Origin of the sequence: Micrococcus sp. UYEF5, from assembly GCF_040546065.1 — a bacterium.
In the GTDB taxonomy this organism is placed as follows: domain Bacteria; phylum Actinomycetota; class Actinomycetes; order Actinomycetales; family Micrococcaceae; genus Micrococcus; species Micrococcus luteus.
In genome coordinates this window covers 233161-251993 of record NZ_JBEPNB010000003.1, presented here as the reverse complement: position 1 = coordinate 251993, position 18833 = coordinate 233161, and the positions used below count along the sequence as shown (strand labels likewise).

General features: G+C 70.4%; 14 protein-coding genes and 1 tRNA gene. 1 reads left to right on the top strand and 14 read right to left on the bottom strand.

Going from position 1 to position 18833, the window contains the following annotated elements; genetic code table 11:
- Positions 1-206: 206 nt before the first annotated feature.
- The 12 genes from fusA to ABIB16_RS04755 form a co-directional block, all read right to left on the bottom strand.
- Entirely contained in the window at positions 207-2321 is a 2115-nt protein-coding gene (gene fusA, locus ABIB16_RS04810; RefSeq protein ID WP_041103560.1) for an elongation factor G, read from the bottom strand.
- 117 nt (positions 2322-2438) lie between these two features.
- Positions 2439-2909, bottom strand: coding sequence for a 30S ribosomal protein S7 (rpsG, locus tag ABIB16_RS04805; RefSeq protein WP_010080379.1), 471 nt, complete (start codon positions 2907-2909; stop codon positions 2439-2441).
- Positions 2909-3283, bottom strand: coding sequence for a 30S ribosomal protein S12 (rpsL, locus tag ABIB16_RS04800; RefSeq protein WP_002854787.1), 375 nt, complete (start codon positions 3281-3283; stop codon positions 2909-2911). The genes rpsG and rpsL overlap by 1 nt, the downstream gene beginning before the upstream one ends.
- A 311-nt stretch (positions 3284-3594) precedes the next feature.
- The gene (locus ABIB16_RS04795; protein WP_036317751.1) at positions 3595-7491 is read right to left on the bottom strand and encodes a DNA-directed RNA polymerase subunit beta'; all 3897 of its coding nucleotides are present in this window, start codon (positions 7489-7491) and stop codon (positions 3595-3597) included.
- Between the two features lie 83 nt (positions 7492-7574).
- A complete protein-coding gene (gene rpoB / locus ABIB16_RS04790; RefSeq protein WP_036317750.1) occupies positions 7575-11081 on the bottom strand; it encodes a DNA-directed RNA polymerase subunit beta in 3507 nt (1168 codons plus the stop codon).
- A 285-nt stretch (positions 11082-11366) separates the two neighbouring features.
- On the bottom strand, positions 11367-11756 hold the full coding sequence (rplL, locus tag ABIB16_RS04785; RefSeq protein WP_036317747.1) for a 50S ribosomal protein L7/L12: 390 nt from the start codon (positions 11754-11756) through the stop codon (positions 11367-11369).
- 69 nt (positions 11757-11825) lie between these two features.
- Positions 11826-12347: a 50S ribosomal protein L10 gene (gene rplJ / locus ABIB16_RS04780; protein WP_002854782.1), complete on the bottom strand. Its 522-nt coding sequence runs from the start codon at positions 12345-12347 to the stop codon at positions 11826-11828.
- A gap of 344 nt (positions 12348-12691) precedes the next feature.
- Positions 12692-13399 carry a 50S ribosomal protein L1 gene (rplA, locus tag ABIB16_RS04775; RefSeq protein WP_036317746.1) on the bottom strand — a complete coding sequence of 236 codons (708 nt, stop codon included), beginning with the start codon at positions 13397-13399 and terminating at the stop codon, positions 12692-12694.
- A gap of 77 nt (positions 13400-13476) precedes the next feature.
- Positions 13477-13908 carry a 50S ribosomal protein L11 gene (gene rplK, locus ABIB16_RS04770; protein ID WP_010080374.1) on the bottom strand — a complete coding sequence of 144 codons (432 nt, stop codon included), beginning with the start codon at positions 13906-13908 and terminating at the stop codon, positions 13477-13479.
- Positions 13909-14040: 132 nt separating this feature from the next.
- Positions 14041-14925, bottom strand: coding sequence for a transcription termination/antitermination protein NusG (gene nusG / locus ABIB16_RS04765; RefSeq protein ID WP_036317744.1), 885 nt, complete (start codon positions 14923-14925; stop codon positions 14041-14043).
- A 104-nt stretch (positions 14926-15029) separates the two neighbouring features.
- Entirely contained in the window at positions 15030-15281 is a 252-nt protein-coding gene (gene secE / locus ABIB16_RS04760) for a preprotein translocase subunit SecE (RefSeq protein ID WP_036317743.1), read from the bottom strand.
- A gap of 80 nt (positions 15282-15361) precedes the next feature.
- Positions 15362-15434, bottom strand: a tRNA-Trp gene (locus ABIB16_RS04755).
- A gap of 173 nt (positions 15435-15607) precedes the next feature.
- Here ABIB16_RS04755 and ABIB16_RS04750 point away from each other — a divergent pair.
- Positions 15608-16816, top strand: coding sequence for a pyridoxal phosphate-dependent aminotransferase (locus ABIB16_RS04750; RefSeq protein WP_041103561.1), 1209 nt, complete (start codon positions 15608-15610; stop codon positions 16814-16816).
- A 47-nt stretch (positions 16817-16863) separates the two neighbouring features.
- On the opposite strand, the gene ABIB16_RS04745 is transcribed toward ABIB16_RS04750, so the two are convergent.
- Entirely contained in the window at positions 16864-17562 is a 699-nt protein-coding gene (locus ABIB16_RS04745) for a LuxR C-terminal-related transcriptional regulator (protein ID WP_041103562.1), read from the bottom strand.
- Positions 17559-18818, bottom strand: coding sequence for an ATP-binding protein (locus tag ABIB16_RS04740; RefSeq protein ID WP_036317738.1), 1260 nt, complete (start codon positions 18816-18818; stop codon positions 17559-17561). The genes ABIB16_RS04745 and ABIB16_RS04740 overlap by 4 nt, the downstream gene beginning before the upstream one ends.
- Positions 18819-18833 lie beyond the last annotated feature (15 nt).

Genomic DNA, 18833 nt, shown 5'->3' with positions numbered 1-18833 from the left:
TCTACTCGGATGGTGCGGGGTTGGGGAAATCCCGGCCTCACGAGGGCCAGTCCGGTTCCAGGCCGTCGGGACCGCCGGAAGCGGACCGGACCTGACCCGTCCTGATCGCGGACCGCCGCGCCGGGGAGGGCGGTCCGGTCGCCCCGGGCCGGCCGCGGCTGCGGCGGCCGACCCGGGGCAGGTCGTTCAGAGCAGGTGACCTGCGGTCACTCGCCCTGGGACTTCTGGATGATCTCGTCCGCCACGGCCTTGGGGACCTCGGCGTAGGAGTGGAAGGTCATCGAGTACACCGCGCGGCCCTGCGTCTTGGAGCGCAGGTCGCCGATGTAGCCGAACATCTCCGACAGCGGCACGAGGGCGTTGACCACCTTCACGCCGGTGGCGTCCTCCATGGACTGGATCTGGCCGCGGCGGGAGTTCAGGTCGCCGATGACGTCGCCCATGAACTCCTCGGGGGTGCGGACCTCCACGGCCATCAGCGGCTCGAGGATGATCGGGTTGGCCTTGCGGACACCCTCCTTGAAGGCCTGGGAGCCGGCGATCTTGAACGCCATCTCCGAGGAGTCGACGTCGTGGTACGCGCCGTCGAGCAGGGTGGCCTTCACGCCGACCATCGGGTAGCCGGCCAGCACGCCGAACTGCATGGCGTCCTGGATGCCCGCGTCCACCGAGGGGATGTACTCGCGGGGCACGCGACCGCCGGTGACGGCGTTCTCGAACTCGTAGACCTCGCCGTCGGCGGTGTCCAGGGGCTCGAAGGACAGCTGCACCTTGGCGAACTGGCCGGAGCCGCCGGTCTGCTTCTTGTGCGTGTAGTCGACCTTGTCGACCTTGCGCTTGATGGTCTCGCGGTACGCGACCTGGGGCTTGCCCACGTTGGCCTCGACCTTGAACTCGCGCTTCATGCGGTCCACGAACACGTCCAGGTGGAGCTCGCCCATGCCGCCGATCTCGGTCTGGCCGGTCTCCTCGTTGAGGTTCACGCGGAACGTGGGGTCCTCGGCGACGAGCTTCTGGATGGCGGTGGAGAGCTTCTCCTGGTCACCCTTGGTCTTCGGCTCGATGGCCACGGAGATCACGGGCTCCGGGAAGGTCATCGACTCGAGGATGATCGGGTTCGCGGGATCGCACAGGGTGTCGCCCGTGGTGGTGTCCTTGAGGCCGATCACGGCGTAGATGTGGCCGGCGACCACCTCGTCCACCGGGTTCTCCTTGTTGGCGTGCATCTGGAACAGCTTGCCGATGCGCTCCTTCTTGCCCTTGGTGGCGTTGAGGATCTGCGCACCGGACTCCAGGCGGCCGGAGTACACGCGGATGAAGGTCAGCGTGCCGAAGAAGGGGTGCGTGGCGATCTTGAAGGCCAGGGCCGAGAACGGGGCCTCCTTCGACGCCTCGCGCTCCAGCACCTCCTCCTCGTCGTTCACGGCGTGGCCCTTGACGGAGCCGGCGTCCAGCGGGTTCGGCAGGTAGGCGACCACGGCGTCCAGCATCGGCTGCACGCCACGGTTCTTGAACGCGGAGCCGCAGAACACCGGGTAGGCCTCGGCGTTCACGGTCAGCTGGCGCACGCCGGCCTGGATCTCCTCGACGGTGAGCTCCTCGCCCTCGAGGTACTTCTCCATGAGCTCCTCGGAGGTCTCGGCGACGGCCTCGACGAGCTCGTTGCGGTACTCCTCGGCCTTCTCCTGGAGCTCGGCGGGGATCTCGCGGGTCTCATAGGAGGCGCCCATGGTGACGTCGCCCTTGGCGTCGCCCGGCCACACGAAGGCCTTCATGGAGAGCAGGTCGACGACGCCCACGAAGTCGTTCTCGGCGCCGATCGGCAGCTGCATCACGAGCGGACGCGCGCCGAGGCGCTTCACGATGGTGTCGACGGTGAAGTAGAAGTCCGCGCCCAGCTTGTCCATCTTGTTGACGAAGCAGATGCGCGGGACGTTGTACTTGTCCGCCTGGCGCCACACGGTCTCCGACTGGGGCTCCACGCCCTCCTTGCCGTCGAACACGGCGACGGCGCCGTCGAGCACGCGCAGCGAGCGCTCCACCTCGACCGTGAAGTCCACGTGGCCGGGGGTGTCGATGATGTTGATCTGGTGGTCGTTCCAGAAGCAGGTCACCGCGGCGGAGGTGATGGTGATGCCGCGCTCCTTCTCCTGCTCCATCCAGTCCGTCGTCGCGCCGCCGTCGTGGGTCTCGCCCAGCTTGTGGTTGACACCCGTGTAGAACAGGATGCGCTCGGTGGTGGTGGTCTTGCCGGCATCGATGTGGGCCATGATGCCGATGTTGCGGACCTTGTGCAGGTCGGTCAGCACGTCCTGTGCCACGGTGTCTCCCTTGGTCGGGTGGAATGGGGGGCTCGTGAGGTGGATGCGGTGGGTGGCCCGTCCGAGAGGACGCACCTGCGGCCCGAGGCGCGGATCGCGCGCCCCGGGCCACACGGATCACCAGCGGTAGTGGGCGAAGGCCTTGTTGGCCTCGGCCATCTTGTGGGTGTCCTCGCGACGCTTCACGGCGCCGCCCAGGCCGTTCGAGGCGTCCAGGATCTCGTTCATCAGACGCTCGGTCATGGTCTTCTCGCGGCGGGCCTTGGAGAAGCCGACCAGCCAGCGCAGGGCCAGGGCCGTGGAGCGGCCCGGCTTGACCTCGACGGGCACCTGGTAGGTGGCGCCGCCGACGCGGCGGGAGCGCACCTCGAGGGCCGGCTTGATGTTGTCCATGGCCTTCTTGAGGGTGGCCACGGGATCGGCGCCGTTCTTGGCACGGGCGCCCTCGAGCGCGCCGTACACGATGCGCTCGGCGGTGGACTTCTTGCCGTCGACGAGCACCTTGTTGATCAGCTGCGTGACCAGCGGGGAGCCGTAGACGGGATCGACGACGAGGGGGCGCTTCGGCGCAGGACCCTTACGAGGCATTACTTCTTCTCCTTCTTGGCGCCGTAGCGGGAGCGGGCCTGGCCGCGGTTCTTCACGCCCTGGGTGTCGAGGGCGCCGCGCACGATCTTGTAGCGCACGCCGGGCAGGTCCTTCACACGACCGCCGCGGACGAGCACGATCGAGTGCTCCTGCAGGTTGTGGCCCTCGCCGGGGATGTAGGCGGTGACCTCGATGCCGCCGTTCAGGCGCACACGGGCGACCTTGCGCAGCGCCGAGTTCGGCTTCTTGGGCGTGGTGGTGTACACACGGGTGCACACGCCACGACGCATGGGGTTCCCCTGCAGGGCAGGGGCCTTCGTATTGACGACCTTGGGTGAGCGGCCCTTGCGGACCAGCTGCTGAATCGTAGGCACTCTTCAGCCTTCCTGTGTTTCGGTGATCGCTGACGTGATCGACCGGCGCCCGGGGCGCCGGCTGCTCGTTCCTCTGCTCTGCCTCTCCCTGTGGGGGCTCGCAACGAGCAGACGTCCGCAGGCGTGCAAAAGTGTGGCATCTGCCGCGCAATGACCCCGCGACCCGGACAGCGTCCAATTTGCCACACGAAAAACAATCCTTGACAGCATAGCACGCCCCGGCGCCCTCGACGAGCCGGCCCCGCACGGCCAAGGGGCCCGCCCCTCCCCCGCGTGAGCGGCGGAGCGGCGGGCCCCCTGGGGGACGGGGATCAGGCGCGGAAGTCGCCCCCGCGGTCGTAGTCGTCCAACGAGACGGCGTGGAAGTCGTTCTCGCCGAGCGACTGGTCCAGACCCGGGTAGTCGAAGTCCGCGAAGCCGGCCGGCGAGGCGAACAGGTTGGCCTTCGCCTCCTCCGTCGGCTCCACGACGGTCTTCGTGTAGCGGTCCAGGCCCGTGCCGGCCGGGATCAGCTTGCCGATGATCACGTTCTCCTTCAGGCCCAGCAGCGGGTCGGACTTGCCCTCCATGGCCGCCTGCGTCAGGACGCGGGTCGTCTCCTGGAAGGACGCGGCCGACAGCCACGAGTCCGTGGCCAGCGAGGCCTTCGTGATGCCCATCAGCTCGTCGCGGCCGGAGGCCGGCTGGCGGCCCTCAGCGACGGCGGCGCGGTTGGCGGCCACGAAGCGCGCCCGGTCCGTGAGCTCGCCCGGCAGCAGGTCGGTGTCACCGGACTCGATGACGGTGATGCGACGCAGCATCTGCCGGACGATGACCTCCACGTGCTTGTCGTGGATGCCCACGCCCTGGGACTGGTACACGTTCTGCACCTCGTCCACGAGGAACCGCTGCGCGGCCCGCGGGCCGAGCACGCGCAGGACCTGCTTCGGGTCCACGGCGCCGGCCACGAGCTGCGTGCCCACCGGCACGTGCTCGCCGTCGGCCACGAGGATGCGCGCACGGCGCAGCACCGGGTAGGCGATCTCCTCGGAGCCGTCGTCCGGCGTGAGCAGCAGGCGCACGGACGCCTCGGTGTCCTCGATGGTCACGCGGCCGGCGACCTCGGAGATCGGGGCCACGCCCTTCGGGGTGCGGGCCTCGAAGAGCTCCTGGATGCGGGGCAGACCCTGCGTGATGTCGTCGGCCGAGGCCACACCGCCGGTGTGGAACGTGCGCATGGTGAGCTGGGTGCCCGGCTCACCGATCGACTGGGCCGCGATGATGCCGACGGCCTCGCCGATGTCCACCAGCTGGCCGGTGGCCATGGAGCGGCCGTAGCACTTCGCGCAGGTGCCCACGGCGGACTCGCAGGTCAGGACCGAGCGGACCTTGATCTCCGTGACGCCGGCGGCCACCAGCTCGCCGATCAGCACGTCGCCCACGTCCGCACCGGCCGAGGCCAGCACCGTGCCGTCCTCGCCCGTGACGTCCTGGGCCAGCGTGCGGGCGAAGGCCGAGTTCTCGACCTGCTCGTGGGCCACCAGCTCGCCGTCGGCGTTCGGGGCGGCGATCGTGACGGACAGGCCGCGCTCGGTGCCGCAGTCGTCCTCGCGGACGATGACGTCCTGGGACACATCGACGAGACGACGGGTCAGGTAGCCCGAGTTCGCGGTCTTCAGCGCGGTGTCCGCGAGGCCCTTGCGGGCGCCGTGGGTGGCGGAGAAGTACTCGAGCACGGACAGGCCCTCGCGGTACGAGGACTTGATCGGACGCGGGATGATCTCACCCTTCGGGTTGGCCACGAGGCCGCGGATGCCCGCGATCTGGCGCACCTGGAGCCAGTTGCCTCGCGCACCGGAGGACACCATGCGGTTGATGGTGTTGAGCTCCGGCAGGCCGTCCTTCATGGCCGCGGCGACCTCGTCGGTGGCCTTGTTCCAGATGTCGATCAGCTCGGAGCGACGCTCGTCGTCCGCGATCAGGCCCTTGTCGTACTGCTGCTGCACGCGCTGGGCCTGCTCCTCGTAGCCCTCCATGATGGCGGCCTTGTCGAAGTCGGAGGTGATGTCCGAGATCGCCACGGTCACACCCGACCAGGTGCCCCAGTGGAAGCCGGCGTCCTTGAGGTTGTCCAGCGTCTGCGCGGTGACGACCATCGGGTAGCGCTCGGCCAGGTCGTTGACCAGCTGACCGAGGGTGCCCTTGGTCGCCTGCTTGTCCAGCCACGGGTAGTCGTCCGGCAGCAGCTCGTTGAACAGCACCTTGCCCAGGGTGGTCTCGATGAGGGCGATCTCGCCCTCGGACCAGCCCTCGGGGGCCGGCACGTCCGCCGACGGCACGAAGCCCTCGACGCCGATCCGCGCGGGCGCGTTCAGGTGCAGGTCGCCGCCGTCGAACGCCATGATGGCCTCGCCGACGGTCGCGTACAGGTTGCCCGCGCCGACCTCGTCCGGACGCACCGTGGTGAGGTGGTTCAGTCCGATGATCATGTCCTGGGCCGGCACGGCGACCGCACGGCCGTCCGAGGGCTTCAGGATGTTGTGGCTCGAGAGCATGAGCAGGCGCGCCTCGGCCTGGGCCTCCGGCGACAGGGGCAGGTGGACCGCCATCTGGTCGCCGTCGAAGTCCGCGTTGAACGCGGAGCAGACCAGCGGGTGCAGCTGCAGGGCCTTGCCTTCCACGAGCTGCGGCTCGAAGGCCTGGATGCCCAGACGGTGCAGGGTGGGGGCGCGGTTCAGCAGGACCGGGTGCTCGGTGATGACCTCCTCGAGCACGTCCCAGACCTGCGGACGGAAGCGCTCCACCATGCGCTTGGCGGACTTGATGTTCTGCGCGTGGTTCAGGTCCACGAGACGCTTCATCACGAACGGCTTGAACAGCTCCAGCGCCATCTGCTTCGGCAGGCCGCACTGGTGCAGCTTGAGCTGGGGACCCACCACGATGACCGAGCGGCCCGAGTAGTCCACGCGCTTGCCGAGCAGGTTCTGACGGAACCGGCCCTGCTTGCCCTTGAGCATGTCGGAGAGTGACTTGAGCGGGCGGTTGCCCGGGCCGGTCACCGGCCGGCCGCGGCGGCCGTTGTCGAACAGCGAGTCCACGGCCTCCTGCAGCATGCGCTTCTCGTTGTTGACGATGATCTCGGGCGCGCCGAGGTCGAGCAGCCGCTTCAGGCGGTTGTTGCGGTTGATCACGCGACGGTACAGGTCGTTGAGGTCGGAGGTCGCGAAGCGGCCGCCGTCCAGCTGCACCATCGGACGCAGCTCCGGCGGGATCACCGGGACGGCGTCCAGGACCATGCCCTCGGGCGAGTTGTCCGTGGTCAGGAACGCGTTGACGACCTTCAGGCGCTTCAGGGCGCGGGTCTTGCGCTGGCCCTTGCCCGTCTTGATGGTCTCACGCAGCATCTCGGACTCGGCCTCGAGGTCGAAGGTCTGCAGGCGACGCTGGATCGCCTCCGCGCCCATCGAGCCCTCGAAGTACTGGCCGTACTTGTCCCGCATGGCGCGGTACAGACCCTCGTCGCCCTCGAGGTCGGCGACCTTGAGGTTCTTGAAGCGGTCCCAGACCTGCTCCTTGCGGTCCAGGTCCGCGTCCGCGCGCTTGCGGATCTGCGCCATGGTCTTGTCCGCGGCGTCGCGGGCCTTCTTCTTCTCGGCGGCCTTGGCGCCCTCGGACTCCAGCTTGGCCAGGTCCTTCTCGAGGTCGGCGGCCACCGCGGCGATGTCGGAGTCACGCTGGTCGGCCAGGACACGGGTCTCCTGGTCGTACTCGGCCTGGAGGTTGGCCAGGTCGCGGTGCCGGGCCTCCTCGTCCACCGAGGTGATCATGTACGCCGCGAAGTAGATGACCTTCTCGAGGTCCTTCGGCGCCAGGTCCAGCAGGTAGCCCAGGCGCGAGGGCACGCCCTTGAAGTACCAGATGTGGGTGACCGGCGCAGCCAGCTCGATGTGGCCCATGCGGTCGCGGCGCACCTTCGAGCGGGTCACCTCGACGCCGCAGCGCTCGCAGATGATGCCCTTGAAGCGCACGCGCTTGTACTTGCCGCACGCGCACTCCCAGTCACGGGTGGGGCCGAAGATCTTCTCGCAGAAGAGTCCGTCCTTCTCCGGCTTCAGGGTGCGGTAGTTGATGGTCTCCGGCTTCTTGACCTCGCCGTAGGACCAGCGGCGGATGTCCTCCGCCGTGGCCAGGCCGATGCGCATCAGGCCGAAAGAGTTGTCAGTGGACATGCTGTTCACGCTCATGCTCCGGTGAACTCCCTTGGTTCAGTGGTTCTCAGGTGACGTCTTGTGGATGCGGGATCGGGCCCGGCTCAGACTTCCTCCACCGAGCTGGGCTCGGCGTGGGAGAGGTCGATGCCCAGCTCCTCGGCGGCGCGGTAGACCTCGTCCTCCGCGTCGCGCATCTCGATGGCCTGGCCGTCGGCGGAGAGGACCTCCACGTTCAGGCAGAGGGACTGCATCTCCTTGATGAGCACCTTGAAGGACTCGGGAACACCCGGCTCCGGGATGTTCTCGCCCTTGACGATGGCCTCGTAGACCTTCACGCGGCCGTGGATGTCGTCGGACTTGATGGTCAGCAGCTCCTGGAGGGTGAACGCCGCGCCGTACGCCTCGAGCGCCCACACCTCCATCTCGCCGAAGCGCTGGCCGCCGAACTGGGCCTTACCGCCCAGCGGCTGCTGCGTGATCATCGAGTACGGGCCCGTGGAACGGGCGTGGATCTTGTCGTCCACCAGGTGGTGCAGCTTGAGCATGTACATGTAGCCCACGGACACCGGGTCCGGGAACGGCTCGCCGGTGCGGCCGTCGAACAGCTGCGCCTTGCCGCTGTCGCTCATGAGACGGTCGCCGTCGCGGGTCACGTTCACGTGGCCGAGCAGGCCCGTGATCTCGTACGCCTCGGCGCCGTCGAACACCGGGGTGGCCACGTTGACCGGACCGGACTGCCGCGGGAAGTTCGGCAGGTCCTTGATCCACTCCGGCTCGCCCTGGATGTCCCAGCCGCGCGAGGCGGCCCAGCCCAGGTGCAGCTCCATGACCTGGCCGAGGTTCATGCGGCCGGGGACGCCGAGCGGGTTCAGCACGATGTCCACCGGGGTGCCGTCCGCCAGGAACGGCATGTCCTCGAGCGGCAGGATCTTCGAGATGACGCCCTTGTTGCCGTGGCGGCCGGCCATCTTGTCGCCGTCGGTGATCTTGCGCTTCTGCGCCACGTAGACGCGCACCAGCTGGTTCACGCCCGGGGGCAGGTCGTCGTCCTCGTCGCGGTCGAAGATGCGCACGCCGATGACGGTGCCGGACTCGCCGTGCGGCACCTTCAGGGACGTGTCGCGGACCTCGCGGGACTTCTCGCCGAAGATCGCGCGCAGCAGGCGCTCCTCCGGGGTCAGCTCGGTCTCGCCCTTCGGGGTCACGCGGCCGACCAGGATGTCGCCGGCCTCCACCTCGGCGCCGATGTGGATGATGCCGCGCTCGTCGAGCTGCGAGAGCACCTCCTCGGACACGTTGGGGATGTCGCGCGTGATCTCCTCGGCGCCCAGCTTGGTGTCGCGGGCGTCGACCTCGTGCTCCTCGATGTGGATCGAGGTGAGGACGTCCTCCGAGACCATGCGCTGGGACAGGATGATCGCGTCCTCGTAGTTCAGGCCCTCCCAGGGCATGAACGCGACGAGGAGGTTCTTGCCGAGCGCGAGCTCGCCGTTGTCCGTGGCGGGACCGTCGGCGATGATGCTCAGCGGCTCCACCCGCTCGCCCTCGGAGACGCGCACCCGCTGGTTGTAGGCGTTGCCCTGGTTCGAGCGGGCGAACTTCATGATCGGGTAGTGCGTGGTGGTGCCGTCGTCGTTCATGACGGTCACCAGGTCCGCGGCCACCTCGGTCACGACGCCGCCCTGGGTGGCCGTCACGGAGTCGCCCGCGTCCACGGCCACGTACTTCTCCATGCCGGTGCCCACGTAGGGGGCCTCGGAGCGGAGCAGCGGCACGGCCTGACGCTGCATGTTCGCGCCCATGAGCGCGCGGTTGGCGTCGTCGTGCTCGAGGAACGGGATCAGGGCGGTGGCCGCCGACACCATCTGGCGCGGGGACACGTCCATGTAGTCGATCTCGTCCACGGTCGAGAGCACGGGCTCGCCGTCGCCGCCGCGCTGGCGGCAGAGCACGAACTCCTCCTCGAACCGGCCGTCCTCATCCACCGGGGCGTTCGCCTGGGCGATCTGGAAGGCCAGCTCGTCGTCGGCGGTCAGGTAGTCCACGGTGTCCGTGACCCGGCCGTCGACCACGCGGCGGTACGGGGTCTCGATGAAGCCGAAGGAGTTGATCCGGCCGAAGGTCGCCAGCGACCCGATGAGGCCGATGTTCGGGCCTTCCGGGGTCTCGATGGGGCACATGCGGCCGTAGTGCGACGGGTGGACGTCACGGACCTCCATGCCGGCACGGTCGCGGGACAGGCCGCCCGGGCCGAGCGCGGACAGGCGACGCTTGTGCGTCAGGCCGGCCAGCGGGTTGTTCTGGTCCATGAACTGGGACAGCTGCGAGGTGCCGAAGAACTCCTTGATCGCCGCCACCACGGGGCGGATGTTGATCAGGGTCTGCGGGGTGATCGCCTCGACGTCCTGGGTGGTCATGCGCTCGCGCACGACGCGCTCCATGCGGGACAGGCCGGTGCGGATCTGGTTCTCGATCAGCTCGCCCACCGCACGGATGCGACGGTTGCCGAAGTGGTCGATGTCGTCGATCTCCACGCGCACATCCACCGGCTCGCCGTCGCGCGTGCCCTTGATGACGGTCTCGCCGGCGTGCAGCGCGGCGATGAAGTGCACCATCTGGACGATGTCGTCCTCGGTGAGCACAGACGCGTTGGGGTCGCCGAGGTGCACGTCCACGCCGAGCTTGCGGTTGAGCTTGTAGCGGCCCACCTTGGCGAGGTCGTAGCGCTTCGGGGTGAAGTACAGGTTGTTCAGCAGCGTCTGCGCGGCGTCGACGGCGGCCGGCTCGCCCGGGCGCAGCTTGCGGTAGATGTCGAGCAGGGCCTCGTCCTGGTCCGCGGTGCCGTCCTTCTCGAGGGTGGCGCGGATGGAGTCGTAGTGGCCGAACTCCTCCAGGATGCGGGACTCGGTCCAGCCCATGGCCTTGAGCAGCACCGTCACGGGCTGCTTGCGCTTGCGGTCGAGGCGGACGCCGACCTGGTCACGCTTGTCCACCTCGAGCTCGAACCAGGCGCCGCGCGAGGGGATGATCTTCGCGGAGAAGATCTCCTTGTCCGAGGTCTTGTCCGGGGTGCGCTCGAAGTAGGCGCCCGGGGAGCGGACCAGCTGGGAGACGACGACGCGCTCGGTGCCGTTGATGATGAACGTGCCGTTGCGGGTCATCAGCGGGAAGTCGCCCATGAAGACGGTCTGCTGCTTGATCTCGCCGGTCGTGTTGTTCATGAACTCGGCCTTGACGTACAGCGGGGCGGAGAAGGTCGCGTCGCGATCCTTGCACTCCTCCTCCGTCATCTTCGCGTCGGCGAACTCGGGCTCGGCGAAGGACAGGGACATGGTGCCCTGGAAGTCCTCGATCGGGGAGATCTCCTCGAAGATGTCCGTCAGTCCCGAGGTGACGGGCACGGAGTGGTCGTCGGCGGCCAGGGCGGCGTCCACGCGCGCGGCCCACCGCTCATTGCCGATCAGGCGGTCGAACGACTCGGTCTGCAGCGCCAGCAGGTCCGGCACGTCCAGCGGCTCGGAGATCTTGGCGAAGGAGACGCGTCCGGCGGAGGCGCCGGATCGCGGGGAGACGGTAGCGGTTTCGTTGGAGGTGCTCGAGGCGACCACGTAGGATCCTTCCACAGGCCTTCTGGGTTCCGTTCGCTCCCCTGCCGCGAGACGGCGGCGCCGGCCCACCGCTATATGAAGGCCGTGCGGAACCGTGCGGGCCACGGCGGGACGCGAGGTCCTGCGGGCGGCACGGAACAGGGGAGATGCAAAGATCCATCCTATCCGCGCCCGTCGCCCCTGTCCAGCCGGGGGTGCGTGACCCGGGACGCCACGAGGCCCCCGGTCCGCAGCGCGGGTCCGGGGGCCTCGTGAGGAGGCGTGATGCGGCTCAGGCCGCGATCATCACTTGAGGGTGACGGTGGCGCCGGCGCCCTCGAGCTGCTCCTTGGCCTTCTCGGCGGTCTCCTTGTTGACGCCCTCGAGGATGGGCTTGGGAGCGCCGTCCACCAGGTCCTTGGCCTCCTTCAGGCCGAGGGAGGTGAGGGCGCGCACCTCCTTGATGACGCCGATCTTCTTGTCGCCGGCGGCCTCGAGGACGACGTCGAACTCGTCCTTCTCCTCGGCGGCGGCGGCCTCGGCACCGCCGGCGGCACCGCCGGCGGCGGCCACGGCCACGGGGGCGGCGGCGGTGACGTCGAACTTCTCCTCGAACGCCTTGATGAACTCGGACAGCTCGATGAGGGTCAGCTCCTCGAACGCGGCGAGCAGCTCTTCGGTGGTCAGCTTGGCCATGATGGCTCCTTTACGGGTACGTCTTGACTACGTGTGAAGTGGTGGGCCGTGCAGCCCGGGGCGGACTGCTCAGGCAGCCTCGCCCTGCGCGGCGCGCAGCGCCTCGACCGTGCGGACGGTCTTGGACAGCGGCGCCTGGAACAGGGCGGCAGCCTTGGACATGCTGCCCTTCATCGCGCCGGCGAACTTGGCCAGCAGCACCTCGCGGGACTCGAGGTCCGCGAGCTTCTTGATGCCGGCCTCGTCCAGGGGCTGGCCATCCATGTAGCCGCCCTTGAGCACGAGCTTCTCGTGATCCTTGGCAAAGTCACGCAGGGCCTTCGCGACGTTGACCGGGTCCCCGGTCACGAACGCGATCGCGGTGGGACCGGACAGGTGAGCCTCGAGGCCCTCCAGACCGGCGTCCTTGGCCGCGATCTCGGCCAGCGTGTTCTTCGCCACGGCGTAGGTCGCGTCCTGACGGATGGAGTCGCGCAGCTGCTTGAGCTCCGTCACCGTCAGGCCACGGTATTCCGTCAGAACAGCGGCGCTGGACTCACGGAACAGGTCCGTGAGCTCAGCCACCGCCGACTCCTTCGCGGACGTCGCCATGGCACTCCTCTCGATGATGCGTGGGAACCGCCACCCCGAGACGAGAAAGCGCCCCGTGCAGATGCACGGGGCGCAGCAGGAGCATCGACGCGGCCGGACCCGGAGGGTCGACGTGCGGATGCGAGAGTGGCTCACGTTCACCTGCGCGGGCCGTCTCCGTCAGGGAGATCCTTCGGTGGGCTCTGCCCGGAGGCAGGGCACCACGACCGGCGGTCTTCGGTAGGCACCAGCGTACACGTCCGGGGCGGGCCCGCAAAATCGACCCGGGACGACGCCGGCCGGTCGTCCCCGCTGCGGGGACGACCGGCCGACGTCGTGGGCCCCGATCACCGGGGCCGCGTGGCTCAGAGCTCGGAGGAGTCCACCGAGGTCACGTTCGGGTCCATGGGCACGCCCGGGCCGAAGGTGGTGGCCACGGTGGCCTTGGAGATGTAGCGGCCCTTGGAGGAGGACGGCTTCAGACGCAGGACCTCCTCGAGGGCTGCGGCGTAGTTCTCCACCAGGGCCTTGGCCTCGAAGGAGGTCTTGCCGATGATGAAGTGCAGGTTGGAGTGCTTGTCGACGCGGAAGTCGATCTTGCCGCCCTTGATGTCGGCCACGGCCTTGGCCACGTCCGGGGTCACGGTGCCGGTCTTGGGGTTCGGCATCAGGTTGCGGGGGCCGAGCACCTTGCCCAGACGGCCGACCTTGCCCATGAGCTCCGGGGAGGCCACGGCGGCGTCGAAGTCCACCCAGCCCTCGGAGATCCGGGCGATCAGGTCGTCGTCGCCCACGACGTCCGCGCCGGCGGCGCGGGCGGCCTCGGCGCGGTCACCGGTGGCGAACACGACGACGCGGGCGGTCTTGCCGGTGCCGTGGGGCAGGCTCACGGAGCCGCGGACCATCTGGTCGGCCTTGCGGGGGTCGACCGAGAGGCGGAGGGCCACCTCCACGGTGGCGTCGGTCTTGGAGGGGTTGGTCTCCTTGGCGAGGCGGATCGCCTCCACCGGCGAGTACAGATCCTCGCCGATCGCGGCCTTGGCCGCCTTGTATGCCTTGCTGCGCTGTGCCATCTGCGTTCTTCTCCTTGTGCAGTCGTGGTCTGCGGGCCGCGCTCGGCCCTGCCACTGGAAGGGGGTGGGGGTGGGCGTCAGCCCTCGACGGTGATGCCCATCGAGCGGGCGGTGCCCGCGATGATCTTGGCGGCGGCCTGGACGTCGTTGGCGTTCAGGTCCTCCATCTTGGTCTGGGCGATCTCCTCGCACTGGGCCTGGGTCAGCGTGCCGACCTTGGCCGTGTGCGGGGTGGCGGAGCCCTTGGCGACGCCGGCGGCCTTCTTGATGAGCTCGGCGGCCGGCGGGGTCTTGGTCACGAAGGTGAACGAGCGGTCCTCGTACACGGTGATCTCGACCGGGACCACGTTGCCGCGCTGCGACTCGGTGGCGGCGTTGTACGCCTTGCAGAACTCCATGATGTTCACGCCGTGCTGGCCCAGGGCGGGGCCGATGGGCGGGGCCGGGTTGGCGGCGCCGGCCTGGATCTGAAGCTTGATCAGACCGGTGACCTTCTTCTTGGGAGCCATGAGTGGATCCTTCTCTCACTGGGGGACCCTCGGCGCAGGAGCGCACCGGGGGCGGTGGCCGCCGTGGCGCGGCGGCCGGTGCCGCGTCCGGGCCGGCAGGCGGCCGGCCCGGTGCGGAAGCGTCGGGTGTCCTCAGATGGCCTTGGTCACCTGGTTGAAGGACAGCGTCACGGGGGTCTCGCGCTCGAAGATCGAGACGAGCACCACGAGCTGCTGGGCCTCCGGCTTGATCTCGGAGATCGTGGCCGGGAGGGTCTCGAACGGGCCGTCGTTGACGGTGACCGACTCGCCGACCTCGAAGTCCACGTGGATCGCGGGGGCGGCGGGCGCGCCGGACTCGGCCGCGGCGGGGACGGCCAGGCCGGCCTTCTCGGCGGCGCGGGCGGCCTCCTGGATCACGGACGGGGCGAGCATGTCGTACACCTCGTCCAGGCTGAGCGGCTGCGGGTGGTGGGCGTCGTTGCCCACGAAGCCCGTGACGCCCGGGGTGTGCCGTACGACGCCCCACGAGGCGTCGTCGAGGTCCATGCGGACGAGCACGTAGCCCGGGATGCGCACGCGCGAGACGATCTTGCGCGTGGTGTTCTTGATCTCCACGACCTCCTCCATGGGGACCTCGATCTCGTAGATCGAGTCCTCCATGTCCTGGGTCAGGATGCGGGCCTCGAGGTTCGTCTTCACGCGCTTCTCGTAGCCGGCGTAGGTGTGGACGACGTACCAGTCGCCGGGCTGGCGGCGCAGGCGGGTGCGCAGCTCCTCGGCGGGGTCCACGGCGGGCTCGTCGTCGGACTGCTCCTCGACGGGGGTCGGTGCGTCCTCGCCCTCGGCGACGGCCAGGTCGGCCTCCTGCACGGTGGCCTCGGCGGTCTCGTCACCGCTGCCGGCGACCTCGTCCAGGGCGTCCTCGACGGGCGTGCCGGCGTCCTGCGCGGTCTCGGCGGTCTCCTCGGCCACGGCGTCCTCCGACATCGGGACGGACTCCTCGGCGGGCTGACGATCCAGTTCCTGCTCGGACACGGTTCCTGCTTTCTGCTGACGGACGGCGGGCCCTGCCGTCGGGGAGGGCCCTCACGGGCGTGCGGGGGACGCGTCCTGCGACGTCGGGACCGTCCGCGCCGGGCTCAGAGGCCGCCGGCGCCGAACAGGAGACCCGCCACGGTGCCGAACACCCAGTCCAGCCCCATGACCAGCAGGATCATGAACGCCACGAAGGCGAGCACCACTCCGGTCGTGCGCAGCAGCTCCTCGCTCGTGGGGGTGACGACCTTGCGGAGCTCGTCCACCACCTGGCGCAGGAACAGCGCGATCCGCGCGAACAGCCCGCGACGCTGCCTGCTCGGCGTGGGGGCGGGCCCCCCGCCGTTCGCCGCCATCTCAGTCACGTGGCCTCACTCGTCGGATCGCCGAATCGCTTTCTACACGTCCGATGCCGAGCACGAGGCCCGGCATCGAGCAGGGCAGACAGGACTCGAACCTGCAACCTGCGGTTTTGGAGACCGCTGCGCTACCAATTGCGCCACTACCCTTCGAACCGACGGAGCCGACCGAACCCTCGCGGGATCGACCGCGAACGCGGTACCGGAGATCCAGGATACGCCATCGGGCGGCGGGAGTCGAACGGGCCCCGGGCAGTCAGTACCCTGGCAGGACGGAGCCCCGCTCCGCCCCGCCCTCCCCGTCGAGCTCGAAGAAGGTCCTCATGGCCGCGCCCGCCCGCCGCGTCTCCGCCCGTCTGTCCGCCATCGCGCCCTCCGCCACCCTCGCCGTCGACGCCCGCGCCAAGGAGCTCAAGGCCGCCGGGCGCCCGGTGATCGGCTTCGGCGCCGGCGAGCCCGACTTCCCCACCCCGGACTACATCGTGGAGGCCGCCGTCGCCGCGGCCCGGGACCCGAAGAACCACCGCTACTCCCCCGCCGCCGGCCTGCCCGAGCTGCGCGAGGCGATCGCGGCCAAGACGCTGCGCGACTCCGGCGTGTCCCTCGAGGCCGCCCAGGTGCTCGTGACCAACGGCGGGAAGCAGGCCGTGTACAACGCCTTCGCCGCCCTGCTGGACCCGCAGGACGAGGTGCTCGTCCCCGCCCCCTACTGGACCACCTACCCGGAGGCGATCCGCCTGGCCGGCGGCGTGCCGGTCGAGGTGTTCGCCGGCCCCGAGCAGGGCTACAAGGTCACCGTGGACCAGCTCGACGAGGCCGTCACGGACCGCACCAAGGTGCTCCTGTTCGTCTCCCCCTCCAACCCCACCGGCGCCGTGTACTCCCCCGAGGAGACGGCGGCGATCGGCCGGTGGGCACGGGAGCGGGGGCTGTGGGTGGTCACCGACGAGATCTACGAGCACCTGACCTACGACGGCATGCCGTTCACCTCGATCGTCCGCGCCGTGCCCGAGCTGGCGGAGCAGTCCGTGATCCTCAACGGCGTCGCCAAGACCTACGCCATGACGGGCTGGCGCGTCGGGTGGATGGCCGGCCCGCTGGACGTGGTCAAGGCCGCCACGAACCTGCAGTCCCACGCCACCTCGAACGTGGCCAACGTGTCGCAGCGGGCCGCGCTGGCCGCCATCGCCGGCCCGTTGGACGCCGTGGCGGAGATGAAGACGGCGTTCGACCGCCGGCGCCGGGCCATGGTCGAAGCCATGGACGCCGTGCCGGGCTTCCACTGTCCCACCCCGCAGGGTGCGTTCTACGCGTACGTGGACGTGCGGGAGGCGCTCGGGAAGACCTACCGCGGCGGCGTCACCCCCACGACGTCGGCCGAGCTGGCCGCCTTCATCCTCGACGAGGCGGAGGTCGCCGTGGTCCCCGGCGAGGCGTTCGGCCCGTCCGGCTACCTGCGACTGTCCTACGCGCTGGGCGATGCGGACCTCGCCGAGGGCGTCGAGCGCATCCGCGCCCTGCTCAGCGCCTGAGCCGCACACCCCGCCCCTGAGCCCCGCGACGCCGCGTGCCGCGGGGCTCAGGCGTATCCGCGGCGCGCGGCCCAGCGGGTCAGCTCGTGGCGGTTGGAGAGCTGGAGCTTGCGCAGCACGGAGGACACGTGGGTCTCGACCGTGCGGTCCGAGATGAACAGCTCCGCCCCGGCCTCCCGGTAGGTGTAGCCGCGGGCAATCAGCCGCATGACCTCCCGCTCCCGTGCCGAGAGCCGGTCGAGGTCCTCGTCGGGGGCCGCAGCCCCGCTCGCCGCCGCGGCGGGGACGAGCGGGGGCGCGGGCGCCGTGCCGCGGAAGGCGTCGAGGACGAACCCGGCCAGCCGGGGCGAGAACACCGCGTCGCCGTCGGCCACGCGGACCGCCGCGTCCGCCACCTCCGCGCCGGAGGCCGTCTTGGTGATGTAGCCGCGGGCCCCCGCACGGATCACGGCGACGACGTCCTCGGCCGCATCCGAGACGGACAGGGCCAGGAACCGCTGCGCGGGTCGGCGCGCGAGGACGCGCTCGGCCACCTCCGCTCCCCCGCCGCCGGCCCCGCCGGGCAGGTGCACGTCCAGCAGCACCACATCCGGCGCCAGGTCCAGCACGGTGCGGACGGCCTCGTCCACGTCCCCGGCCTCGCCGACGATGGCCAGTCGGTCCGGGTCCAGGTCGGCGCGCAGGCCGGAGCGGAAGATCGCGTGGTCGTCCACGATGACGGCCGTGCGCGGGGCGGGGTCGGTCATGGGTGCTCCTGTCCGGTGCGCGCTCGCGCACCCTCGGGCTCGGCCAGCGTCAGGTGGACCTCGGTGCCGCCCGGGCCGGACCGGATGCGGGCGGTCCCGCCGGCACGCTCCATGCGGCCGAGGATCGACTCCCGCACGCCGAGCCGGTCGGCCGGGACCGTGGGCAGGTCGAAGCCGGGGCCGCGGTCCCGGACGAACACCTCCGCGACGGTGCGGCCGCGGTCGTCCTCACCGGCCTCCGCGAAGACCTGCGCGTCGCCGGCGTGCCGGGCCGCGTTCTGCATGGCCTCGCGCGCCGCGGCCGCGAGCGGCTCGAGCCACGCCCCCGCGGCCCGCCCCACGGCCACGACCTCCACCCGGGCCCCGTGGGCGTCCTCGACGGCGGCGGCGTGCTGGTCGAGCGCCTCCGCCAGGGAGTGCGGGCCGCCGCGGGAGTCCAGGGCGAGGAACTGACGCAGCTCACGCTCCTGGGCGCGGGCCACCCGGGCCACCACGTCCGCGTCCTGGGCGCGCCGCTGGATGAGGGCGAGGGACTGCAGCACCGAGTCGTGCAGGTGCGCCGCGATCTCGGCGCGCTGGGCCTGCACCGCGAACGCGGTCCGCTCCGCGTCGCGTCGGCGCAGCCAGGCCAGGGCGTAGGGCATGGCCACCAGCGCCGCGCCGGCGAGCATCGCGACGGCGGCCAGCAGAGCCCGCCACAGCTCGCCCGAGCTCACGGCGCCCAGGACGATGGCCAGCACCGCCAGCAGCACGAGGGCCGTGCCGAGCACGAGGCGGACCAGTCGTCCGCTCCGCCCGGCCCGGGGCCCGCCCGCCAGGTCGAGCTGCATCCAGGCCAGGCCGAGGCCGATCACGAGGACGGCCACCGGGCCCACGAGCGCCCAGTCGACGGTGAGGCCGAGGCCGTCCGCGACGGTCAGCACGCCCACGCCGAGCACCACGGCGGCCAGCAGCACCGGCCAGCCGCCCTCGCGCACCCGCTCGAGCACCTCGGGGGCGCGACCACGCAGGGTGGGGGCGTCGGCGGCGGGGGCGCCGTCCGGACCCTCCTCCGGCATGAGCAGCCAGAGCCACACGTACAGGGCCAGGCCCGCGCCGCCCAGCAGGCTCAGCAGCGCCAGGGCCGCGCGGACGCGGCCGGCGGGCATCCCGAGGTGCCGGGCGAGCCCCGCGGCGACGCCGGACACCGGACGGTCGGCCCCGTGCCGCATCAACGGCGGACGCGGGGCCGGCGCGGGCGCGGACGGGGTGGGCATGCCCCCATCCTGCCG